We start from the raw sequence: 22,057 nt of genomic DNA on the forward strand, positions 1-22,057 counted from the left end.
TCATCACTGAAATGAATGACCTTAGGCATGCCGAAGCCATGGAACTGAGCGATCTCGATCTCAACCTGCTGCTGCTGTTCCAGCGGCTGATGCAGGAGCGGCGCGTGGCGAGCGTCGCCGAGCAAATGAACATGAGCCAGCCGGGCGTCAGCAATGCGCTCGCGAAGCTGCGCCGCCTGCTCGGTGATCCGCTGTTCGTGCGGGCGCCGGGCGGCGTGGTGCCTACCCCGTTCGCGCTGCGTCTCGCGGAACCGGTCTCGCAAGCGCTCGCCACCTTGCACGCCGCGCTCAATCCGGTGACGGGCTTCGATCCGCTGCGCGAGATGCGAACGATGACGATCGGCATGACCGACATCGGCGAAGTCGTGTTTTTGCCCGCATTGCTGGAACGATTGTCGCGCATCGCGCCAGGCATCGCGATGAATACGGTGCGCAATACGAGCGTCAATCTGAGCAACGAAATGGCCGACGGCCGGGTCGACTTGGCGATCGGTCTGTTGCCGCAGTTGAAGGGGGGTTTCTATCAGCGGCGTCTGTTCGATCAGCGCTACGTCTGTCTGTTCAGGCGCGCTCACCCACTCGAGGACGCGCCGCTCACGCTTTCCGCGTGGCGCGAAGCCGAGCATCTGGTGGTGGTGTCGGCCGGCACCGGCCACGGTCAAGTAGACGAGTGGCTGAAACGGCGCGGCGTGCGGCGTCAGGTGCGACTGACGGTGCCGCACTTCATGAGCGTCGGCTACATCCTGCAACGTACCGACCTGATCGCCACGGTGCCCGAGCGCCTCGCTCTGGAGTTGGCCACGCCGTTCTCGCTCAGCCTGCGCGCGCTGCCGATGACGCTGCCCGCCGCGCCGATCCATTTGTTGTGGCACGAGCGCGTCCACCAGGATGAAGGCAATCGCTGGCTGCGCGAGGTCGTGATCGACCTGTTCGCCGATACCGTGGCGCGTGGCAGGCGAGCGCGGGACGTGAGGAAGAAATAGGCCTTCGTTTGTAAGCGTCGATCGGAAGCTTCGCGCTTACTCGAACGTTCCGGTTCGGACTTCGCCGTTGCGGGTGTAGCGCGTGATCAGCACGCCGCCGGGGGTGCTCGTCGCGTGTGCCAGCGTGAAGGCGGACGCTTGCGCATCGTTGCCGAACAGGCGTTTGCCGTGCCCGAGGATGACGGGATAAATCAGGAGTTGGAGTTCATCCACGAGGCCCGCCGCCAGCAGTTGGCGCACCATGTCGCCGCTACCGAACGTCAATAGATCGGCACCGTCCTGAAGTTTCAGCGCGCGTATCGCGTCGGCAAGGTCGCCCTTCAGTGCATGACTGTTGTGCCAACCGAGCGTATCGGATCGATGCGTGGCCACGTGCTTGCGGACCTGATTGAACTGGTCGGCCATGTCGCGGTTGCGTGAATCGGCCGGTACATATGGCCAATAAGACGCGAATATGTCGTACGTGCAACGCCCTAGCAGCAACTCGAACGGCTGCGCGAGCAGATGATGCACACTTGCGCCGATCGCTTCGTCGGCGTAAGGGACGATCCAGCCACCCAAACGAAAATCACCACTGGCATCCTCCTCGGGCGCGCCGGGGGATTGAGCGACGCCATCCAGACTGAGGGACATGGAAACGATGTGCTTGCGCATGATGTGCTCCTGGGCGATGAACCTGATCGGTTCCATCTATACGACGAACGAGTCGCGTGCGGATCGACAATCTGCGTCCGCAACGGGTGAAGCCGCGTGAGCGAGCATCGCGCGGTCGGCGCACAATGACTGGACCCACGGGTGCCTGCGCCGCAGGTGTGAAGGTGCGCACCACTCGCCAGCGCATGGTCGGAAGATCGCCCGACACAGTGATGCGGACATAGCAGCCGGCGTAACGTCCGGTCGCCCGTGGCATTTCGTTCGATGGCCGATGGGCCTCAGCGGCCGTATGCGGCGTGCCCGTGCGACGCGTGGCAAGACGCGAAGCAGCCGCATCCGCCTGCGCTTCATTAACCACGTTGCGCTTCACCCTTGAAACCGCCCGGAAAGCGCATTTCGCAGAGCATGGACGTCATGGTCATGACGGGTTATCAACTCGGGTTTGGCGGCGCCGCTCTGCTTGCGGCGGGCTACGCGACCGGTGGTTCGTTGCACGCGTTCACGCTGGGATCGATGGCATTGCTGGCCTATCTCGCTTTGCTGTCCGCAGTGGCCTTCACCTTGTGGAGTCTTCTGAAATAAATCGAGGCTGTCGCCAAGGCCAAGGCTGAGCTTGTGAGGGTCCCGAAGCGCCGATTCCCCTCAAACACTATCCGACGCAACCGGCAACCCCTCCGTCCGCCACCGCAGCATCCCACCGGCAAGATTCGCCACCTTGCCGAACCCCGCCTTCGTCAGCAACACGCTTGCCTGCGCCGAGCGCACGCCGGACCGGCACACCGCGACCACCGGCCGCTCGCGCTCCAGTTCATCGAGCCGCCCTGTCAATTGCGACAGCGGCACCAGCTTCGCGCCCGGCAGATGACCCAAACGATCGATGAACTCGGGCGCCTCGCGCACATCGACGATCTGAAACGCGGCGCCATGCTCGAGCAGCGCCATCGGCTCGATTTCCCACACGCCGCTAAAGCGCAGCGTCAACGGTGCCCAATCCGGCGTTTCGGTCGCAACTTCGGCGCCGCCTTCCGGCTGCCCGCAACGCATGTTTGCGGGCACCGCGACCGCCATCTGCTTCGGATGCGGCAAATTCAGGTTGTTCATGTACCCGGCGAAATCGCCGACGTCGACGTCGCCGCCCAGACGCGGATTGAAGCGCCGCTCCTCGGTCACGCTCGTCACCGTGATGCCGCGATAATCGTGCGCGGGATAGAGGAGGCAGTCGTCCGGCAGTGACAGGATCTGCTCGCGCACGGACGCGAACAACTGCTGCGGACTGCCCTGCTGGAAATCGGTGCGGCCACAGCCGCGAATCAGCAGGCTGTCGCCGGAAAAGGCCATGCTCAGATCGTCGAGCACGAAGGTCACGCAGCCGTTCGTATGGCCAGGCGTCGCGCGCACGGTCAGATGACGCGTGCCGAAGTCGATCCGATCGCCATGCGCGAGCGCTCGCGTGACGCCTTTCGCCTCGACGACCCCGGCAAGCCCGATCTCGCTGCCGCAACGCAAACGCATGCGCCATGCGCCGGTTACGTGATCAGCGTGCACGTGGGTATCGAGCGTCGTGAGCAGCCATAGGCCCAGCTCGCGCAGCAGCGCCTGATCGCGCGGCACCTGCTCGTAGACGGGGTCGATGAGCACCGCCTCGCCGCTGTCGCCGAGTAAGTACGTGTAGGTCGACGAAGCAGGATCGAACAGCTGACGAAAAATCATCTGTATCCCTTAGGAAGGTCGGCGAGGCGGCCGCAAGCGGCCGCCGTGCCACATCTGTCAGCCCGGTTGCCTGGTGGTGCGCAGATACGGTTTGATGGTCTTGAAACCAGGGAAAATCTGCTGCGCCTCGTCGTTGCTGACCGCGGACGTGATGATCACGTCTTCGCCCTGCTTCCAGTTGACCGGCGTCGCGACCTTGTGTTTGGCGGTCAGTTGGATCGAATCGAGCACGCGCAGGATTTCGTCGAAGTTGCGGCCGGTGCTCATCGGGTAGGTCAGCGTCAGCTTGATCTTCTTGTCGGGACCGATGATGAAAACCGAGCGCACGGTCGCGTTGGTCGCGGCGGTGCGGCCCTCGCTGGTATCGCCCGCGTCGGCCGGCAGCATGTTGTACAGCTTGGCGATGGCGAGGTCGGTGTCGCCGATCATCGGGTATTTGACGGCGGCGCCCTGCGTTTCCTCGATGTCCGCAGCCCATTTTTCGTGGTCTTCGACCGGATCGACCGACAACCCGATCAGCTTCGCGTTACGCCTGGTGAACTCCGGCTCGATCTTCGCCATGTAGCCCAGTTCAGTCGTGCAAACCGGCGTGAAGTCTTTCGGATGAGAGAACAGGACCGCCCATTGGTCGCCGATCCAGTCGTGGAAATCGATGGTGCCCTGCGTGGTCCGCGCGGTGAAGTTGGGCGCGGTGTCATTGATACGAAGTGACATATTGCCGTCCTGTGAAGTCGTGGTTAAGCGGAAGACCCGAGCCAGGCCTGGCTGCAACGGTCCAACACGAGCCCGGTTAATCTCGGGGATTGAAAATCACCAACGCTCACAACGATAGACGAAGCTTTCGCGGCGCATACACGCGCGGCAAGTAGGGCGTCGCCGTGCAGAAGAAGCTCGAGATCGTCGCCTGTCGGGCGAATACGAGCATTGCCGCATCGCGCAGTGAGGTTTCAAATATAGCGCGTTACGCACAAGCCATGCTGACACCCATCGAAGTCAGTCCGGCTGGCCACTTCGAAACGACTTAGGGGAATGACGTTTACCGGTAAATCATGGACATTCGACTCGCCGGCGTGTGTTCGATAGCGCACAGATTTACCGACCCTGATTGGATCAGACCGTTCGGTCGTCCAATGCCGGGCGCTAACGCGTGGTGCCCGGCGTGGCCGTCTCGTCGTCCACGCCATGCGAGCAAGCGCGAGGCGTCGGAGCGTGCGGTACTGAAGCGCTTGCAACAAACGCAGCCTCCGTCTGCTCGAAAAACATCTGCTGAATGCTCGCCATGATGGCCCGGTTTAACGGCGCAGTGCGGATATTCGCGATTGCGGCGGGTCAGTCCGCAGTGCCTGGCGAGTCAGGCGAACCCGGTTCGTCAAAGAGACTGCCAAATCGCCTTTATCGATAAACGGTCGGAACATGGCTGGCGGATGCCGCGCATTTTTCGGAGACGGGATAAGCGGCTTTTAAGGTTGCAGGGCGTACCGTCATATCCACGCACTGAATACCGGGCATCCCGTCGATCGCTATCTGTTCGCGGTCCACCTCAGCGTGAAGATCGACTCGCTTTCAATGCAGTTAGCGTGGTCCATTCGATCCATCTAAATTTGCTTATTCACTAAGGAGCCAACTTATGAAAGTACTTATCGCTCATGCGATCCTTGCAACCACAATCGCCATTCCAGCGCTCTCGTCGGCGCAGCCCCTCACTCGCTCCGAGGTGGAAGCGAACGTCATACAGGCGGAACAGAACGGCACGCTCCATCAGTCGAAAGTGCACTATCCGGACGAGAGCAGCCCGCGGCAGGCACACGCGAATAACGACTACGGTTCAGGGCCGGTAGTGAATTCGCAATCCGGACATCGCCTTTCCTTCGCAACGCCCTCAGATAACGCGCTTTTCTCGCATCACTGAAGTGCTGGTGAGCGTTCGACATTCCATACGAGCGCGTTTCGATACTTCCACACGCCTAACTTCCGGTTCTCATGCGGACGTCGCGTGTCCGATCCAACGTCGATATGAAAAAGCTAGTGCGCTCGATTGACTTCATTCTGTTGACCGCCGCGTCGGTGGGCCTCGTCATGTTTGTCGTCTGGCGAGTGGCGACGGTAAAGGGGTGGTTTTAGGCTCACGCGAAACGGCTGTCCGTTAAAGGATCGCCCTGTGGTTGGCGTTCCGAATCGACATTGCACCAATACCTCGCGGAATGAAACCTTTCGCATGCTTCGCGAATGTGGATGAGCCGCAATCAAATACTAAGGAGTTCTGCGTTCACATGTCTGCGACGCATGTGCAGCTTCCACCACCAGGTCTTCCGGGATACCTGCGAATCGCGCCACGATATCCGATACCGCGTAACCAGTCGCAACAATGCCGTCATAATTCACCCGCACAATCCGACGCCACCAACAACCACAAGAAAGTCTCGTGATGCCACATTTTCGCGTCCCTCTCCCGCTGCGCCTCACGGTGCTCGCAAGCGTGGCGGTACTAGCCGCGTGCGGTGGTAGCAATGATTCTTCTACGCCGAGCGCCTCGAACACTTCGACGACGACGGCGACGGCCTCGATCCCGGCGCCCCCTGCCGACCCCGGTTTTGTCGACAACGCCGCAATCCCCGACGTGCCCGCGTTCGTCGATACGATTGCGACTAACCAGCGCGGCGATGCGCGATATGCGACGCTCGCCACGAATGCGGGCGTGCGTGTCGTCTCGCGATTCCTCGACATCTGGCAACCGTTGACCGAGATCGTCGATGCGGGCGTCTCCGCGCCCGCCAACGGTTCCTTTCCGGCTGTCGTGCAGTCCACGTGGACAGGACTACCCAATGACGGTACGCCGGGTGGGGCTGTCGTGAACAGTGCCGTCCATGCCGCAAACATTCAATTCGTGGTCACCGAGACGACCAACCGAACTCCGGCACAGGCCGACGCAGCCTACTACGACGACCGGCGCGGCAAAGGTTATAGCGTGACCGATGGCATGGGACCGCTCACCAATGCGTGGCGCGCGGCGGCGCAGCAGGTAACGACCATCACGTCGATTCCGGCGGATGCGACGACCGTTCTGTACAACGACAACGGCAACAACATCGGCGTCGGCAGCAGTGGCGGCAACACCAGTTTCGGCCAGGTTGTCGACCTGCTCAACATCATGGGCAACAACGCGTCCACCGAGCCGGCCAAGCGCTTCTACAAATACGCCCGGCCATACCGCTGGAGCACGAGTGTCGTGATAGATCCGACTCTGGTGCCTGCCGAGAGCACCACGCCTTCGACCGATGGCGGATTTATCAGCGGTCACGAGGCGGAGGCCATGCGCGACGCGATGACGATGGCCTACGTGCTGCCGGAGCGGTTCCAGGAGATGGCGAGCCGCGGCCTCGAACTTGGCGAAAACCGCATTTTCGCCGGTATGCACTCGCCGCTCGACGTCATTGCTGGTCGAATGTTTGCACTTGCGGCGACTGCTGCGAATCTTTCCGATCCGAGCAACGCCACGTTGAAGAGCGCCGCATTTAGCCAGGCGCACGCGGCCCTGATGCAGTCGACGAATACCAATCCGACGAGCTTCGCCGCTTTCGCCCACTCCGGCACGGCAGCGACGGACCGCTTCGCCGACTACGCGACGAACAAAGCGGACTTCACTCGCCGTATGACGTTCGGCTTTGCTCCGATCGAATCGACCAATGCGCCTCCCGTTGTGCCGAAGGGTGCGGAGGTGTTACTGGAGACGCGCTTTCCGTATCTGAGCACTGAGCAGCGCCGCGTGGTGCTCAAAACGACCGAGCTTCCTTCCGGCTATCCGGTCATGGACGATGCGGAAGGGTGGGGCCGCCTCAACATGTTTGCAGCCGGGGACGGATATGGTGCGTTCCATGGCAGCGTCATCGTTTCGATGGATGCGTCCCTGGGCGGATTCAACGCGTCGGATTTGTGGCGCAACGACATTGCCGGCGCAGGGAAGTTGACGCTGCAGGGTAGCGGAACATTGAAGCTCGGCGGCAACAACACCTGGTCGGGCGGCTCCCAGGTAAGCGGCGGCGTGCTCGAGGCCGATTCTCCGAATGCGTTCGGCACGGGCGACGTGTATGTGGGTGCGGGTGGCATCACCATCGCGGCGGCGTCGCCCGTGTCCATCGTCGGCAAGTACACGCAGCTCGCCGGCACGACACTCGAACTCGACATTGACGGTAAAGGCGCCGGCCAACTGCACGTTGGTAATCAGCTGACCATCGCCGGCGGCACGCTACACGTGAAGTTCGTGAGCGGCTATGCGCCCAAGGTCGGCGACACCATCGATCTGATCGATGGCAACGGGGCGACGAAGCAGTTCACGACGATCACGGTCGACGGCCACAAGGCAACGCCGGTCTACTCGTCGACCGGCGTGTCGGTGCACATCGATTCGTAATCCGGCCATATTTGACTATGCGTCGCCCGGATAACCCGCTGTCTGCAATGCGGATGATCGGTGATCGCGCCTGAACACCAGGGAAAGGAAGTCGAAGCGTCGGGCTACCAGCCGCGAGGGCGCTGCTCTGTAGCTCCAGACGCTCGACGTTTGCATCGCGGGACTGCCTGGAAATCAAATGCGCCACGCCTGTCTTTGACGTTTAGCCTTCGGAGACGCGTCGTAGCAGATACACGACAATCACTGCGGAACCGCCGACAAAGATTGCCAGCCCGATCGCTTTACGCGCGAGCGTGCGAACGCGCGCGCGGGGCGTGTAACGCACAAACCAGGAACTGGTTCTGCGCAACATCATTCACTCCATGGGCGCCTTGACGGGCGCGTCGCGTCGGGGAGAGACAGCCCCCTATGTTGCCGGAGCGCAGGCCGTATCGCGACGTGTATGTGCCCTGATCTTTGCTTGACAGTCTCTACCACTTCGAACTCTTTGAACTGAGGATAGCTGGATAGATCGGGTAGATGCCGGTATCCGGGCATTCTGAAACCGGCAACTGCAATTATCGCACCTCAGGTTCAAAGGCACAGAGCAGATGCTTTACGGTCTGCTGACAGGGTCTTTGCACCAGCCGGTCCGGATCAAATCCAGGCGCACATGAACCGGCCCGTTTGGGCATTGGCGCAATGCAGGGATGTTCTCAGGAGGAACTGCGGCGAGCCTTTGCCGGTTGCCGCCACTGTTCAAGGAAAAACTGCAAGCCGCCCAGTTGCTGTGCGATGTAGCCGCCCGTGGCCATCGATTCCGGTGCGCGCCGGTCGCCTGTAGGCGGGTACTCGGCGGAGAAGTCCGCTGTGCCAAACACGATGTCCCAGATCGGGAAGACGGCGCCGTAGTTACACGAATTGCGGCCGGCCGCGCGCAGGCCATGATGCAACCGGTGAAAGCGTGGCGAGACGATCAACCGGTCCCCAAGCCAGCCGAACGAAAGCTTGATATTGGCGTGGCTCAGGCTTTCGATGAAGCGCATGAACAGGAACAGCAGTGGAAACTGCAGCGGCGGAATACCGATCGCGAGGCCGACGATGCCGAACCAGATTGCGGCGACCAGGTCGTCAAGCAGATGGTTGCGGTCGTCCGACCAGAAACTCATCTGTCGCTGCGCATGATGCAACGCATGCAGTGCGTACCAGCTACGGTATGAGTGCGACAGGCGGTGACGCCAGTAATCGGCACAGTCCAGAATCAGCGCGTACGCGATGAAGGTAATGACCGGATGTCCGAGAAGCGGCGGTATCAACGTCTCAAGCGTTGGCGGTATGTAGCCGTGATCGACCACGAAGCCGTTCACCCACACCTGCACCTGGTAGAACAGCAGGAAACTGACGACAGGCAACACCCCGACGCGGTTGAGGATCGTATAGAACGCGTCGGTTACGACGGCTTTGCGGTCATCCCAGCGTTCAATCGGAAAGAGTGCTTCGAGCGGCCAGCAAACCGCATACGTGACGATAACCGCGAAGAGGCCATAGACGCAGATCAGCGCCCAGTCGAAGGAAAGCTCTTCCCATTGCATCCAGCCGAAGTGATACAGCAACGGCAGAACGAGATACTGGTCGATTTCACCGGCCAGCATATTGAAGAATCTGTCGAGAAATATCAGCATGATGGGCGTTAGAGCGTTTCGGCGGTAACGAGACCTGGGCGGCTCATTTCGGTGGTCAGGAAGATGCCGTGCGGCGAGCGTCCGACATCAATGGTCTCGTAGTTGCCGCTGGCTGGATCGAGTACGGCGACCTGCTCCCGGAAACGCAGCGTCACCCATAGCTTGCCGTCGGGGCCGACAGCAATATCATCTGGCCCCGCAGCGTGGAACGGATAGGTACGACGAAGCTCGAGGGTGGTTGGATCGAGCGCCACCAGCGAGCCGCCGATCCGGTTGCTCACGTAGAGCGTCGCGCCGTCGGGCGTAAGAAAGACATTGTGCGGGCCGACGCCGGTTTTCACCCGCCGCAGCACGTTACCCGTCACTGGATCGACTTCCGCCACATGGTCGCTGCCCATCACGCAGACCAGTACCTTGCCGTTGTGCCAGAGCACGCCGGCGGGGGTCGATCCGACGTTCGACTTCCAGCGGATCGTCAGGTTCGTCAGGTCGAATGAAACGAGCGTGCCGGACTCCTGCATCGAATTGAAGCTCCAGCGCGAGTCCGGCGAGAAGTCGAGGTGGCTCGGCATGCCGCCGGGCGAGAAGCGCTTGACGAGCGTCAGGTCGTCGGGGCGGTAGATGTCGACATAGTTGAGCCGCAGTGCATTGACGACGAGGTAGCGGAAATCCGGCGTGAAGCCAAGCTGGTACGGATCGGCGATCACCTTATGGCCAAGCGCCAAACCGGTGTGCGGGTCGACAATGAACAGTGCATTGCCGCTGGCGTCGGCAATATAGAGCTTGCTTCTGTCGCGCGAAAGCGCCCAGTGACTGGGTTCGCGCAACGTCGGCAAGGTCCGGACGATCTTGTGCGACGCCATGTCGATGACCGAAACGCTGGCTTCGCCGGAATTCATTACGATAGCGAGATTGGGGGGCGCCGCGCTGGCGATACCTGAACGAAGGGCGAGGAAAGGCGACAGGCCGAGACTCAGGGGAATGGCCAGACTACGGCCAAGTACTTCGCGACGTGAAAGCTTCATGGAGGGCATGCATGAGAGAATTAACCACTCATTCTGCTGGATGGATTCACCGTCACGCAAGGACGAATTGCGAATGGCGCTGATATGGAGCGATGCTCAACCGCTTCCTGTCAGTCGCCTAACAAATTTCGGGCGAAGCTGACGATGCGCATGCGATTTCGCCGTATTTGACCGAGCTTCCCGCGGCCCCTGGCGCGCTTTGCGCAGCACCCGCCCCGATCATCCGCGGAGTTTGGCCGTTGTATATCGCCATCACGCGCTAAAGAGCCTGGAGTAATAGCAATGCCACGTTCGTTCAGAGAAGTCGGGAAGTGTCCATGAACAGCACTGCCGGCAAAAATACGCTCACAGATCGCACGACTGTTGCGATTCGCGATGTGCTGGCCGGCAAACGACGCGGCTTGCGCTCTGCGCTGTTGTTCGCCGGACCCGCAGTGATTGCCTCGATCGCCTACATGGACCCAGGCAATTTCGCGACCAACATCCAGGCCGGTTCCCAGTTTGGGTACACGCTGCTGTGGGTGGTACTGATGGCCAACCTGATCGCCATGCTGTTCCAGGCGCTCTCTGCCAAACTCGGCATCGTGACGGGGCGTAATCTGGCGGAAATGTGTCGCGAGCAACTGCCGCGCAAGGCCGTCTTCGTCATGTGGTGTGTCAGCGAAGTGGCTGCGATGGCAACCGACCTGGCCGAATTCCTCGGTGGCGCAATCGGCCTCGCGTTGCTGCTCAAAATGCCGTTGATGGCCGGCATGGCGGTGACCGCGGTGGTGACATACGGCATCCTCGTGTTTGAAAAAAGTGGCTACCGGCCAATGGAGATCATCATCGGCGCGCTCGTTGCTGTGATCGGTCTGTGTTACCTGGTCGAATTGTTCATTGCGCCCGTCGCATGGGGACAGGCCGGATTGCACTCGATCTTGCCCTCAATGTCGAACCGGGAAGCGCTGACCGTTTCGGTCGGTATCGTGGGCGCCACCGTGATGCCACATGCGATCTATCTCCATTCCGGGCTGACTCAGGGCCGGACTCCGGCGAGCAACGCGAGCGAGCACCGCGCACTGCTGCGTTTTTCGAACCGGGAAGTCATCGTTGCGCTTTTCTTCGCAGGTCTCGTCAACATGGCCATGGTAATCATGGCCAGCGCGGCATTCCATGCCGGCCACCGCGACGTCGCGGAAATCGAAACTGCTTACCATACGCTCACGCCGTTGCTCGGTGCGGGCGCGGCGGCGGTTTTCCTGATTTCGCTCATCAGCTCGGGTATCTCCAGCTCCGTTGTCGGCACCATGGCTGGCCAGATGATCATGCAGGGCTTCGTCGGTTTCCGGATTCCCGTCTGGGTGCGGCGTCTGGTGACCATGGTGCCGGCGTTCGTGGTGGTCGGCCTCGGCGTGAATGCCACCCAGGCGCTGGTGATCAGTCAGGTCGTTCTTTCGTTTGCGTTGCCGATCCCAATGGTGGCGCTGGTGCTCTTCACCCGCCGCAAAGACATCATGGGCGAGTTCGTCAATAGACGGCTAACGGACATTGCAGCGATTGCCGCGACGGTCGTCATCCTCGCGCTGAATGCGGTGCTATTGCTTCAGTCGTTCGGCGTCAGCATTCCGGGCATGCCTGCAAGCTGATGCAGCCCACCCGGACTCTTTGGGGATGGGCCGCGCTCCCGGTGCGATGGACGGCGAAGTTAGTTCGCTAGCCATCGACTGACCGCTGGGGGACCAGAGCTCCGGCTCCAAAAACGGCTTGTCGATGATGTTGCAGTTGGCGTGGCGCACTTCCAACCGAGGCAGGACGTGCTCGACAACAGGTTGCGCGAACACCAGGGAGATGCGCAACAGGTTCGCTGGCACCTCCGGCCCTGACGGTTGGACGGCAACAGGCACCACACCAGCAGCGACCGCCTGGGCAGCGGCCGCCCGTCCACAGGGCCAGCGCGCACAGAACTCGCGACGCCTTCATCACACCGGCCTCAATTGTGCGTATTGATGAGCTCGGGGAACCCTTTCTGCTTCATCAGGATGTCATGGGCAGGCCTGAAGTACTTGTGCTGACTCGTTGTTGTTGTATCTGTACGCAAGTCGTATTCGGAGACGAAATCGGTCAGCCGGAACAGCATTGATTTGTCGAACGACACCAACTGCAGCGCATCCGTCTCCAGCGCCCGGCGCACGACGATGAAAAACTGGTCGTCGAGGTTGTCGATCCGGGTGGCACCCACCAGCGGTACCGGCGTTTCCTGCACGCCGACGATCTGACCGGCAGGCACCGGCTTCTCGATGCCGGGCTTGTCGTTCGCAGCCTCGATCTCGGAGACCGGGATGATGTTGCCCGAGCGATGGTAGTTCGACAGCATCAGCATGTCTTGCGGCGTGCCGCTCGGGTCGTTGGCGCTGTACGAAATCATGTCCGCGGGCGTGTTGCCGTAGCCCAGTTCTGCGATGACTTTGCCCTTGATGTGCGCACCGTCCTTCAGGTCCTCAAGCGGGATGGTCACGAGCGGCGTGCAGACATACGCGGCGATGACGTAGGGCTTTGCGCCAAGCGTTGCGAACGACAGCGCGCGAATGAGAGCGCGCGTTTCAATCTGGTTGTGCGTGGTGTGGTAGACCTCCACCGACCTTTGATGGCGATCTGCCTGCTTGCCACCCCTCTGGCGTCTGGCTGGGCTGGCGCTTGCACGCGATGTTGGACCAGCGGCAGATGTACAGGGCATGCTACGGATTGCTGGTGGTCACGGCCATAAAGCTGCTGTGGGACGGTGTATCAGGTTATCTTCAGTGAATGTAAGGGATACAAATCAATATCCGCACACGCCGGCGTCTGAAAAGCGACGCATTCCGTGTCGAGGGTCGTTTCGTGCGATGTCGTCGGGAAAGGGTATGTCGCGGCGTGTTCTACGGTTGCATCGCAACAGAAAGTACGTCGTAGTGAGACGACAGGTCCTGGCCGGACAACCCTGGTGGACAGACCGCGCCCTTGCGCTTGCCGGTCAGTAGGTCTGTTCGGTAATAACCCGGGCCACTGTTTCCAGCGACCGGCGCAGCGTGGCCAGATCGACGGACCCAATCGCGAGGCGGATGGCGTGAGGTACATGCGTCGATGTCGCGAACGGCAGGGCCGTCGACACTGAAATGCGCTCACGCATCAGCGCCATCGCAATCGCGTCGGCGCGGACTTCCTGCGTCAGGGGCATCCAGATGAAGTACGACGCTGGATGGCTCATCGTCTTAAGCTTGCCGAGCGCTTCGGCGGCAAGGATTTGGCGCGTCTTCGCATCCCGCCGCTTCTCGTCTTCGAGCCGGGCCACCGTGCCGTCGTTTATCCAGTTGCAGGCAATTGCCGTCATGGTTGCGGGAGTGTTCCACGTCGTGGCCCGGATTACCCGTTCAAGCCTGGGAATCCATTCGCGTGGTGCGCAGACGAAACCGACGCGCAGACCTGTCGCGACACTCTTCGACAAGCTCGAGACATAGATCGTCGTCTCCGGAGCAATCGATGCCAACGGCGGCGGAGCATCTTCTGCGAGGTATGCGTAGGCCCCGTCCTCGATGAGGATCAGTCCATGCCGTCGAGCGATACTGACAAGCTCGCGGCGCCGCCGCGCGCTCATTACCCAGCCAAGAGGGTTGTGCAGCGTCGGCATTGCGTAGACGGCGCGTACGCGTCGTCGCTTGCATAGGGCCGTCAACGCGTCCAGATCGGGGCCGCGCCCCGCGGCTGGGATCGGCACGAGTTCCAGTCGAACGGCCTCGGCGGCCAGCTTGAATCCCGGGTAAGTCAGCGCGTCCACGGCAACCACGTCGCCGGGTTCGAGCAGCGCCATAGCGGCCGTCGTCAGTCCGTGTTGCGCGCCGCTCACGAGCAACGTCGTTCCGGCTGTTGCTGCCAGACCTCGGTTCGCCAGGTGGCGTGCCGCAGTAGCGCGCTCGTGCTCGCGGCCACCGTGCGGCTGGTATCGAAGCAGCGACTCGAGGTCGCCGGCCGCCGCGAGCTGACGCAGCGCTGCCCGAAGAAGGTCTGTCTGACCCGGTGCAGAGGGATAGTTGAAGCTCAGGTCGATCGTGATGGCGCTCCAGGCGTGCAAGTCAACGCCTTGGCCACGAGGGAGTGGTTCCTTGACGAATGTGCCACGGCCAGCTTCGCCGCTCACCAGACCCATCGTATGAAGCTCGGCATAGACACGCGTCGCGGTGACCAGCGCCAGGCCCTCGCGAGCAGCCAGCGCGCGGTGCGTGGGCAGACGCGTCCCGGGGGGAAGGCGGCCGTCGCGGATGTCAGCCGCAAGGCGGTCAACCAATTGCTTGTAACGGGCCCCAGGCATGGCTCAATGTATCCATGACAATGATTTGATTGTATTGATTATCGGCCCTACCATGATCTTGCACAACCTCTCCATCTGCCCGAGGACGTCATGCACATCACCATTCTGACCTTTGAAGGCTTCAACGAACTCGACTCGCTAATCGCGCTGAATATCCTTAACCGGGTCAGAAAGCCGGGCTGGCAGGTATCGATTGCCAGCCCAGCGGCGAAGATCCGTTCGATGAACGGAGTGGTCCTGGAGGCGCAAGCGTCGCTGAAGGACGCTTGCGAGGCCGACGCGGTGCTGGTCGGCAGTGGAATACAGACACGTGGAGTGGCCGCCGATGCCGCGCTGATGTCGCAGTTGCGGCTCGATCCGACGCGCCAACTGCTGGGCGCGCAATGCTCGGGCACGCTGATACTCGCGAAACTGGGCCTGCTGGATGGCGTTCCGGCCTGCACGGATCTGACTACCAAACCGTGGGTCGAAGAGGCGGGCGTGCCGGTGCTCAATCAGCCGTTCGTGGCGAAGGGAAATGTCGCGACGGCAGGCGGGTGCCTGGCGTCGCAGTATCTGGCCGTGTGGGTGATCGCGCGTCTGGAGGGCGTCGAGGCTGCGCGCGCCGCGATGCAGCATGTCGCCCCGGTAGGCGAGAGGGAGATCTACGTGACGCGGGCGATGGCGAACATCGCGCCATTCATCTGACGCAAAACAGAGGCGCTTCGCACGTCTTCAAAGCCGACATTGCTGGAGTCCAGTCTGTGGTCATCGTTCTTGTTTTCAAGCTCCTCGTTACGCCGCTGTTGTTATTGACCGCAAGCCTTGCCGGTCGTCGCTGGGGTGATGCGATCGGCGGTTTGCTGGTGGGATTCTGGAACGGCGGCCGATCCGTCGTGCCTGTCCGCGGCCGACGACAAGACGCCGACGGCGGTACTGCAGGCAGGCACCCTACGTTCTATCGAGCCTGAGCTCGTCCTCTAGCTTCCCGTTGTTCGTCCATTGCACGCAGCGATGTTCGACTGGAACGTGCTGCACACCAGAATCACGCCCCCGGGCAACGTCCGGTAGGCAATGTGATCCACAGACCGACATGCCGTCGCCATCGCGGTGGTGCGGGTGTGTCGAGATGAAATTGCGTTCGGCACGGATGAGGTTCACGGGGTGCCGAGCATCGTCCCGCGACACGCGTTCGAACCACACCGGCACGCGTACTGCGCTTCGACTTCATCGGTAACGGCATCGTCCAGCACCAGGCCGTACCGGATAAACAACTCGTCGCCAGCGGCGATGTCGCACACCGCTTCAACAAACACGCGCCCGTTCTCTTCCACGGCTTCGCAATTTGCGTCGCATGCTTGGTTCAGCCAGCGTGCGCTGTTGCCACCCTGCGCGCCGTCGATCACGCGCCCGTTCGAGAGTCCGAACAGGAACGTATGTCCGGGCTTCCCAGTACGCTTATAGCGGCTCGCCGCTCGCCGCCAACTGGTCACTTCGCCCTTGTATTCGAGGATCCGTTCGCCAGCGGCGAGCGCTCGTAGCGCGAACACCCCCCCTGCCGTGGACCGGCGAACGCCGGACTATTACACGTCTCATATCATCTCGGTTAGTCATTGAACGGCGGAAGTATACGCATCCAATAGTCGGCGCAGTCTCGGCACGCTCATATGTTCCGTTGCTCCTTAACCGGTACGTCGAAAAATCGTGTGCAGAGCGTACAGCGGAAAAGGCGCCGCTTGAGCATCTGCGCGGATTGCGTCCGGGTTCGCTTGAAGCCATGCGGCATTGCGGGCGCTTCCTGATGGCAATGCGGACACGCCAGCACCGGCCAGGGCGCTTTCAGGCCGAGTTTGACCCGCTGTTCACGATGTCCGGACGGGTCGAGCACGATCAGCCATTGCCGGAATCGCTTGACCCACGCCTTCACGATTTCCGGTGAGGTGTTCAACTCCGCCGCGGCATGCGCGAGTGGTCGATGTTGCGACAGCCACGGCAGAAAGTTGAACAGCATGTCGCGCCGGAGCATATTCGCCATCGGCGTACGCGTCGCGCGCGTGAAATATCGCGTACACGCGCGGCACTGGAAGGTCGGCAACGCCGTCGGGGTGCGCGGCCGACTCGACAGTTGCGTGTTGACGCCCTCGCAGTGCGGACACGCTGGAGGCTCAATGTTCTGCGAGAAGACCTTGCCGATTTCGTCGGCAAGAAAGGCCGTGAGTTCGCGATCCTCGATATGACGACGCGGCAACGGGCTGTTTGCGCGCAGTGGCTGGCTGAAGTCGAAACGATTTGCGTGCGGGGCTGGAACGGACGGCGCGGTAACTGATGCAGGCGCGGCGCGAGCGGGAATTTTCAGGATCGCGTGCTCGGCGCTCGCGAGCGCGGGCGCGACTTGCCCTGCTCGCGTGCGGCGTGCGACGGCAGTCAGCGCAAGATCCTTCACGACGCGTACCGTGATGTCCGCACCCTCCACGCCGGGGGCAATCGACCAGGTGCGGCTGCAGTGCGGACATAGGGCGCAGCGCCGCGTGTCCGGGCCGAAGCCGCCATTCCGAAGCTGCCCACTGTAGCCGCAGTGCGGGCATGTCCCGGTTGGCTGGTATTTGACACCAAGCCGCACGCGCGAGGTCCATCGGTCATCCGGATCATGCTGCGCGATCAGCTCGCGAAAGCGCATCAGCCAGTTCGACAGGGCCGTGTAATCGACGCGGAGTCGACGCGAGGCTTCCTCGAGCGGAATCGGCTGGGACAGCAGCCGGATGAAGGCGGGCATTTTCACGGCAAACCGCAGCCGCGCGAGAGGCGTCCCGGTTAGGCGCGAGTAGGTCCGCTTGCACGCGCGGCACCGGAAAAACGGTAATGCATGATGGCGATTCGGCCGGTTCTGCACCCGCGTGTTGCCACTCTTGCAGGCCGGGCACGGTGGCACGGGCGTCGTCTCTCGCGAGTACAACTCGTCCCAGATTCCGGTTACGAATGTTGTTAACAACGGATCGTCCTCGTCGCTGTACGCGCGGCCCGCAGCATGCGTGACCGGTAGCGTCGCGTCGAACTCGGGGATCAACGTTTGCGTTGGACTGCACGCGGTCGAGCCGCGGTGGTCCTTGTGCTCCGCGTGCTTACGTTTATGCGCGCGCGTCATGTTCGCTGTTCAAAGCTTCCTGCGGGGGTTTGATACTCTGGTGATGGCAGCTCTGGCACCAGTCACCCGCCAGCACGCCCTCCAGGCTGGCGAGCCATGTATGACCGGCCGCGCAGCGCCACCGTAGTTTTTCCCTGGTGCTCTCGTATTGGGTCGACAGGCACTGGCCACCCTTTGCCGCCGCGAGCGCACGCGCCTCCTCAAGCGAGTGAATCGTTGCGCGCTCATAGGCGCAAGCCTGGCACCAGCTACCCACGCGCAGCATGTGAATCAGCATCGGGAACCGGTGTCCCGCTGCGCACTCGAACTCGAGCGGCACCTTGTAGCCCTCATACGTGGCCGAGACGCATTGCCCACCCCACGCCCGCGCGAGTTTGCGGATCGCGGCGAAGGCCCGCTCACGATAGTCGGGCGCGCCGCTTCCGCCCGGTCCGGGCAGGCCGTCCCGTGCACGTTGTACGCGCTGTCTCGTGCCTGCGGGAACCCGCTCTGACCATACCGCAGTCGCGATCGGTCGGGTCCGCCGGGCTGTCGACTTCGCCCGACCTCCCGATCCGGTTTCGTGTTCACGGGCGAGCCGGATGTCAACATCCAGCTGATCGAGTTCCAACGGGTCGAGTTCCTGCTGCAGTTCGCGAAGCGTCTTCATCGGGCCGCCCCGTCATGCAAACACGTTGGGCACAGACACTTCCGCACGTCGTGTCATTCCGGCTAGTCCTTCTGGCGATCACCGGATGCGACCAGTTCCTGATCCATCAGCGTGAGCTTCAGCGGGGCATCGGCAGACAGCTTCTTCTTTACGATCACGTATTTCCAGCCATCGCCGTTGCCGGGATTGCGATAGAACGCGACGATCGCCACGTACTTCGTGTCTGCCTGCATGGGCTGAGACAGGCTGACCGACGCGCCCGGATTGACGACGGCTGCCATACTGGCCTGCAGGTCCTGCGCGAGTACGGTCCTGTCGTTCTTCAGCAGATCGTCGTAGGACACGCCGTCAAACAGCTTTCGATCCTTGAGCTGATAGACGCGGACCGCGAGTGACGTCGAACGGCCCGCGTCATCCGGATTCAACTCGGCACGCGCGGTCAGGTCGACGTCAAGCACCTTGACCTGCCTGAAAAACACCGAGTGATACGCGCTGGAAGTCGTATCAGATACGGACTGCCAGGCGCCGCATGCGGAAAGCAGCAGACCTGACGCGAGGGCGGCCACGGTTAAACGTAAAGGCATGGTTTCTCCAGATTCAGGCTGCGCGCGGAACCCGATGCGGGTTCGGTCCGGGCGTGGGAAAGACTTCGTAGACGCCGAGCGCAATGGTGATGATGCGTTCCTCATCAGACGGCAACACGACGGTCCATCCCAGCCGCGGTGCCGGTCCGGTCGCAGCCGTGCCGACCGACGGCGCGGGCGCGAGACGCGACGACACCTCCATGCGCAGGTGTACGTCGGCCTTCGTGCCCACATACAGGCGGATGAACGCCATCAGCTCGCGATGCAGCCATGCGCCGGGAAGCAGGTCGTGCGCCTGCTGACCGCCCGAAGGGCGCAGCGTTACCCGCACGGCGCGACTGCGATACTCGAGGCGGTTGCCGAGCACGTAGCCCCCGCCGAGTCCGCGGCGCTTGCTGTCTTCCTGAGCGCCGGCGAGCCTGCCTGACGATGTGAGGGGCTGCGGCTGTCCTGCGCGCCTGAGCGTCGGCCAGAACTCGTCGACACGCACCTCGACACCGGGCACCGCCAGCGCCACCACACCAGCAAGTCCCTCGGGCGTGCGCGTGCGCTGGACCAGCAGACCCAGCAGCGCGAGCACGCGCGAATCCGGCAGACCCGACCGGGCCGGCTTCTCGCCCCACCCGAAGCCGGCGAGGCACAGGAGGTTGCGCGACTGCGCATCGGTGCCGCCCGCCTGGAAACTTTCCGGGTAGCGGTACTTCTTCCAGGCGCGGTACAGCAGCGCCACGTAGCGGTGGTTGAACTGGTCGAGAAACGCTTCGACGGCTTCATGTCCTTCCTCGCGCAGGACGATCTCATCGATCATGTGCGATGGCACCGCGGCGTCGACGCCATACAGGCCCAGGAAGGTCGTGCGCACGGTCGGCGGCGCATCGGGACGCTCGTCATCGAATTCGACCGCGGCGATCTCACCGGCCGGGAACCCCAGCCGCGACCTCGGCCGGAACCTCACCGGCTCGTGCCCCGGCGTGTCTCGCGTGCCGAAGCCGGGTTGATCGGGTACACGCACTTCGAGCAGCCTGCATAGCTGCATGAAATTCATCTTCGGCGCGCGCGCAAGCAATGACGCCACGAGCGGTTCAAGATTCGGCAACTCGCGTGGTTTCATAGGGGAGCGCGCTGCGCCTTGCTGCGCGGCCAGTCGGTACGGGTTTGCGAAGGCAGGCTCACGATGGCGAGCTTCGTGAACAGGTTGATCTCCGCATACAGCCCGAAGAAACGGTGCAGCAGTTCGCCGAACAGCATCACGTCGCCCTCGCCCGCGAACGCGTGCGAATCGAGCGTGACTTCGATCAGTACGCCCCGCTCGACCGAGCCGCCCGACACCTCCTCGAGCAGCTCCTCCGACACATGCAGGATGCCGGCGAGGCGTCGGCGGTTCAGCTCGTCGTTGGTCCAGTCGTAGAGCGCCAGTGCGCCCCGCAGCACTTCCGCGTCCATCATCGACAGGAAGTTCGGCGCGAGGTGCGACAGTACTCTCCACTGGAAACGATCGCCGGTCGGCGGGTAGAGCGGCAGCGTTGGCGCCACCAGGTTACTTACACCCGCGACATTAGGCGTGCTTGCGGCCAGTTCGTCAATGCTGGCCTCGCGCAGACCCTTGCGCGGCAGCATGCCGTTCGTGCCGGTTACGCGCAGCGATACGCTCTCCTCGGGCAGATCCTCCATCGTCTCCCACGCGTGGCCGCCGAGGATCACCCACGTTTCATGCAGACCGGTCACGCCCGGCCGCACGCGGGTGTGGAAATACCGTTCGGGCGCTTCATGGCGCAACATGCCGCCGCGATGCCGGAAGGTGGCGAACGGCACATACTCGTAACGCTCAGCCGTCACATGGTCGAACGATTCGATCGCGTCGACCGAATAGGTTTCGACATGTTCGCCCTGGTGCCCGGCCGGGACGACCCGGTATTCGGTCTCGTGGTGATCGATCACGATCGGCGCGGCATCAAGCTCGAACAGATTGATGACCGGCGTGCAGAACAGCCGCACGTTCTCCGCGCTGAAACGCTGGTCGGACGGATACGCCCGCTTGAGCACGACCTCCAGTTCGAAGCGCGTTGTGCTCGACGGCAGCTTCGTAACATCGAGTCCGCACAGGTCGACAAAGAGGAATTTCTCGCGGAAAGTGAAGTATTCGAGAAGCATCTGGTAGCCCGAAAACGACGCCTCAGCTTTGGGCCACAACCGCTCTTCGGTCGAAAATCCGGCCGGTTCCATCGTCACGCCGGCCAGCGGCAGCACCTCGCCATCACGCACTTCGGGAATCCGCCATGCCACTGAATCAACCTGGCGGGTCAGCGCAAGATGCATCGCGAATGCGGTCGGCAGATCCGCGTTCAGATACAGGCGCACACGGGACAGGTCTGTCGCTTCGCGTCGCGCAGACTGGTCCAGATAGAATCCGAGGCGGATCACCGAGCGGCCGTCATGTCGCACGGTAGGGCCCGCATGCGTGAGGCGCAGCGGCTGCAGCGTAACCTCCTGCGTGGTCCGGTACAGGCACTGCACAGTCCTGGGCGTCGTGCCCTCGGCGCCCGCTGCCGGCGGCACGGCGATGGATGCGGAGCGCACCGGCACGCCGGCAGGCACGCTTTCCGTCTTCTGCAGTGTCTCGGCCAGCGGGATCAGCTCGACGACCGACAGCGACGGCATCATGCGCAGGTAGTGTGGCCACAGCAGGCTGACGAGGCCTTCCGTCAGTTCCGGTAGTTCATCGTCGAGCGTCTGCTGCAGGCGTCCGGTCAGGAACGCAAAACCTTCGTGCAGGCGCTCGACATAGGGATCGCGCTCGCCGACGCGATCGAGGTTGAGCATGCGCGCCCGGTCGGGATGCGCTTTCGCGAATTCCTTGCCGGACTCGCGCAGATAGCGCATCTCGGCTTCGTAGTAGCGCAGGATCGGATCTTCGTTTTCCATGGTGTTCTCTTGTTTT

General features: G+C 62.2%; 19 protein-coding genes and 1 pseudogene. 7 read left to right on the forward strand and 13 right to left on the reverse strand.

Annotation, left to right across the window (positions count from 1 at the left end):
• Positions 1 to 38: 38 nt before the first annotated feature.
• The gene (locus F6X39_RS07180; RefSeq protein WP_187616106.1) at positions 39 to 983 is read left to right on the forward strand and encodes a LysR family transcriptional regulator; all 945 of its coding nucleotides are present in this window, start codon (positions 39 to 41) and stop codon (positions 981 to 983) included.
• A gap of 36 nt (positions 984 to 1,019) precedes the next feature.
• Here the strand turns inward: F6X39_RS07180 and F6X39_RS07185 are convergent, their stop codons facing one another.
• The gene (locus F6X39_RS07185; protein WP_187616107.1) at positions 1,020 to 1,637 is read right to left on the reverse strand and encodes a dihydrofolate reductase family protein; all 618 of its coding nucleotides are present in this window, start codon (positions 1,635 to 1,637) and stop codon (positions 1,020 to 1,022) included.
• A gap of 405 nt (positions 1,638 to 2,042) precedes the next feature.
• Between F6X39_RS07185 and F6X39_RS07190 the strand changes: the two genes are divergently transcribed.
• Positions 2,043 to 2,219 (forward strand): hypothetical protein, encoded by a 177-nt coding sequence (locus tag F6X39_RS07190; RefSeq protein ID WP_262413568.1) that lies wholly within the window; start codon positions 2,043 to 2,045, stop codon positions 2,217 to 2,219.
• A 60-nt stretch (positions 2,220 to 2,279) separates the two neighbouring features.
• Here F6X39_RS07190 and F6X39_RS07195 read toward each other — a convergent pair whose 3' ends face one another.
• Positions 2,280 to 3,347 (reverse strand): rhodanese-like domain-containing protein, encoded by a 1,068-nt coding sequence (locus F6X39_RS07195; protein WP_187616108.1) that lies wholly within the window; start codon positions 3,345 to 3,347, stop codon positions 2,280 to 2,282.
• Positions 3,348 to 3,404: 57 nt separating this feature from the next.
• Positions 3,405 to 4,061: a peroxiredoxin gene (locus F6X39_RS07200; RefSeq protein WP_187616109.1), complete on the reverse strand. Its 657-nt coding sequence runs from the start codon at positions 4,059 to 4,061 to the stop codon at positions 3,405 to 3,407.
• A gap of 913 nt (positions 4,062 to 4,974) precedes the next feature.
• Between F6X39_RS07200 and F6X39_RS07205 the strand changes: the two genes are divergently transcribed.
• Positions 4,975 to 5,256, forward strand: a complete 282-nt coding sequence (locus F6X39_RS07205) for a DUF4148 domain-containing protein (RefSeq protein WP_187611630.1) — start codon at positions 4,975 to 4,977, stop codon at positions 5,254 to 5,256.
• A 516-nt stretch (positions 5,257 to 5,772) separates the two neighbouring features.
• Positions 5,773 to 7,755 (forward strand): acid phosphatase, encoded by a 1,983-nt coding sequence (locus F6X39_RS07210; RefSeq protein WP_187616110.1) that lies wholly within the window; start codon positions 5,773 to 5,775, stop codon positions 7,753 to 7,755.
• Between the two features lie 695 nt (positions 7,756 to 8,450).
• Here F6X39_RS07210 and F6X39_RS07215 read toward each other — a convergent pair.
• On the reverse strand, positions 8,451 to 9,416 hold the full coding sequence (locus F6X39_RS07215) for a sterol desaturase family protein (protein ID WP_187616111.1): 966 nt from the start codon (positions 9,414 to 9,416) through the stop codon (positions 8,451 to 8,453).
• An 8-nt stretch (positions 9,417 to 9,424) separates the two neighbouring features.
• Positions 9,425 to 10,441: a YncE family protein gene (locus F6X39_RS07220; RefSeq protein ID WP_260321023.1), complete on the reverse strand. Its 1,017-nt coding sequence runs from the start codon at positions 10,439 to 10,441 to the stop codon at positions 9,425 to 9,427.
• A gap of 317 nt (positions 10,442 to 10,758) precedes the next feature.
• Between F6X39_RS07220 and F6X39_RS07225 the strand changes: the two genes are divergently transcribed.
• Positions 10,759 to 12,069, forward strand: coding sequence for an Nramp family divalent metal transporter (locus F6X39_RS07225; RefSeq protein ID WP_187616112.1), 1,311 nt, complete (start codon positions 10,759 to 10,761; stop codon positions 12,067 to 12,069).
• A gap of 344 nt (positions 12,070 to 12,413) precedes the next feature.
• On the opposite strand, the gene F6X39_RS36340 is transcribed toward F6X39_RS07225, so the two are convergent.
• Positions 12,414 to 13,157, reverse strand: a complete 744-nt coding sequence (locus F6X39_RS36340) for a hypothetical protein (RefSeq protein ID WP_222945141.1) — start codon at positions 13,155 to 13,157, stop codon at positions 12,414 to 12,416.
• 276 nt (positions 13,158 to 13,433) lie between these two features.
• On the reverse strand, positions 13,434 to 14,765 hold the full coding sequence (locus tag F6X39_RS07235) for a PLP-dependent aminotransferase family protein (RefSeq protein ID WP_187616113.1): 1,332 nt from the start codon (positions 14,763 to 14,765) through the stop codon (positions 13,434 to 13,436).
• A gap of 90 nt (positions 14,766 to 14,855) precedes the next feature.
• On the opposite strand from F6X39_RS07235, the gene F6X39_RS07240 reads away from it, so the two are divergent.
• Together F6X39_RS07240 and F6X39_RS07245 are read left to right on the forward strand one after the other, a co-directional pair.
• A complete protein-coding gene (locus F6X39_RS07240) occupies positions 14,856 to 15,452 on the forward strand; it encodes a DJ-1/PfpI family protein (RefSeq protein WP_090807823.1) in 597 nt (198 codons plus the stop codon).
• A gap of 56 nt (positions 15,453 to 15,508) precedes the next feature.
• Positions 15,509 to 15,715, forward strand: a complete 207-nt coding sequence (locus F6X39_RS07245; protein WP_187616114.1) for a hypothetical protein — start codon at positions 15,509 to 15,511, stop codon at positions 15,713 to 15,715.
• Between the two features lie 186 nt (positions 15,716 to 15,901).
• Here F6X39_RS07245 and F6X39_RS07250 read toward each other — a convergent pair.
• From F6X39_RS07250 to tssF, 6 genes and pseudogenes are all read right to left on the reverse strand, one after another.
• Positions 15,902 to 16,340: pseudogene (locus F6X39_RS07250) on the reverse strand (SET domain-containing protein).
• A gap of 67 nt (positions 16,341 to 16,407) precedes the next feature.
• On the reverse strand, positions 16,408 to 17,517 hold the full coding sequence (locus F6X39_RS07255; RefSeq protein ID WP_262413604.1) for a DUF746 domain-containing protein: 1,110 nt from the start codon (positions 17,515 to 17,517) through the stop codon (positions 16,408 to 16,410).
• 352 nt (positions 17,518 to 17,869) lie between these two features.
• Entirely contained in the window at positions 17,870 to 18,535 is a 666-nt protein-coding gene (locus F6X39_RS07260; RefSeq protein ID WP_187616116.1) for a hypothetical protein, read from the reverse strand.
• 62 nt (positions 18,536 to 18,597) lie between these two features.
• Positions 18,598 to 19,119 (reverse strand): type VI secretion system lipoprotein TssJ, encoded by a 522-nt coding sequence (tssJ, locus tag F6X39_RS07265; RefSeq protein WP_184030273.1) that lies wholly within the window; start codon positions 19,117 to 19,119, stop codon positions 18,598 to 18,600.
• Between the two features lie 13 nt (positions 19,120 to 19,132).
• Positions 19,133 to 20,230 (reverse strand): type VI secretion system baseplate subunit TssG, encoded by a 1,098-nt coding sequence (gene tssG / locus F6X39_RS07270; RefSeq protein WP_187616117.1) that lies wholly within the window; start codon positions 20,228 to 20,230, stop codon positions 19,133 to 19,135.
• Positions 20,227 to 22,041 (reverse strand): type VI secretion system baseplate subunit TssF, encoded by a 1,815-nt coding sequence (tssF, locus tag F6X39_RS07275; protein WP_187616118.1) that lies wholly within the window; start codon positions 22,039 to 22,041, stop codon positions 20,227 to 20,229. Before tssF ends, tssG begins: the two co-directional genes overlap by 4 nt.
• Between the last annotated feature and the right edge of the window lie 16 nt (positions 22,042 to 22,057).

It is taken from the genome of Paraburkholderia sp. UCT2, assembly GCF_014397665.1.
GTDB lineage: Bacteria > Pseudomonadota > Gammaproteobacteria > Burkholderiales > Burkholderiaceae > Paraburkholderia > Paraburkholderia tuberum.

What these genes read in the sequence shown, in the direction of transcription:
- F6X39_RS07180 (WP_187616106.1), top strand. Translation starts at nt 39, where the DNA reads ATGGAACTGAGCGATCTCGATCTCAACCTGCTGCTGCTGTTCCAGCGG.
- F6X39_RS07205 (WP_187611630.1), top strand. Translation starts at nt 4,975, where the DNA reads ATGAAAGTACTTATCGCTCATGCGATCCTTGCAACCACAATCGCCATT.
- tssF (WP_187616118.1), bottom strand. Translation starts at nt 22,041, where the DNA reads ATGGAAAACGAAGATCCGATCCTGCGCTACTACGAAGCCGAGATGCGC.
- F6X39_RS07235 (WP_187616113.1), bottom strand. Translation starts at nt 14,765, where the DNA reads ATGCCTGGGGCCCGTTACAAGCAATTGGTTGACCGCCTTGCGGCTGAC.
- F6X39_RS07185 (WP_187616107.1), bottom strand. Translation starts at nt 1,637, where the DNA reads ATGCGCAAGCACATCGTTTCCATGTCCCTCAGTCTGGATGGCGTCGCT.
- F6X39_RS36340 (WP_222945141.1), bottom strand. Translation starts at nt 13,157, where the DNA reads ATGCCCTGTACATCTGCCGCTGGTCCAACATCGCGTGCAAGCGCCAGC.
- F6X39_RS07215 (WP_187616111.1), bottom strand. Translation starts at nt 9,416, where the DNA reads ATGCTGATATTTCTCGACAGATTCTTCAATATGCTGGCCGGTGAAATC.
- F6X39_RS07210 (WP_187616110.1), top strand. Translation starts at nt 5,773, where the DNA reads ATGCCACATTTTCGCGTCCCTCTCCCGCTGCGCCTCACGGTGCTCGCA.
- F6X39_RS07200 (WP_187616109.1), bottom strand. Translation starts at nt 4,061, where the DNA reads ATGTCACTTCGTATCAATGACACCGCGCCCAACTTCACCGCGCGGACC.
- F6X39_RS07240 (WP_090807823.1), top strand. Translation starts at nt 14,856, where the DNA reads ATGCACATCACCATTCTGACCTTTGAAGGCTTCAACGAACTCGACTCG.
- F6X39_RS07260 (WP_187616116.1), bottom strand. Translation starts at nt 18,535, where the DNA reads ATGAAGACGCTTCGCGAACTGCAGCAGGAACTCGACCCGTTGGAACTC.
- F6X39_RS07195 (WP_187616108.1), bottom strand. Translation starts at nt 3,347, where the DNA reads ATGATTTTTCGTCAGCTGTTCGATCCTGCTTCGTCGACCTACACGTAC.
- tssG (WP_187616117.1), bottom strand. Translation starts at nt 20,230, where the DNA reads ATGAAACCACGCGAGTTGCCGAATCTTGAACCGCTCGTGGCGTCATTG.
- F6X39_RS07220 (WP_260321023.1), bottom strand. Translation starts at nt 10,441, where the DNA reads ATGAAGCTTTCACGTCGCGAAGTACTTGGCCGTAGTCTGGCCATTCCC.
- F6X39_RS07225 (WP_187616112.1), top strand. Translation starts at nt 10,759, where the DNA reads ATGAACAGCACTGCCGGCAAAAATACGCTCACAGATCGCACGACTGTT.
- tssJ (WP_184030273.1), bottom strand. Translation starts at nt 19,119, where the DNA reads ATGCCTTTACGTTTAACCGTGGCCGCCCTCGCGTCAGGTCTGCTGCTT.
- F6X39_RS07190 (WP_262413568.1), top strand. Translation starts at nt 2,043, where the DNA reads ATGGACGTCATGGTCATGACGGGTTATCAACTCGGGTTTGGCGGCGCC.
- F6X39_RS07255 (WP_262413604.1), bottom strand. Translation starts at nt 17,517, where the DNA reads ATGCCCGCCTTCATCCGGCTGCTGTCCCAGCCGATTCCGCTCGAGGAA.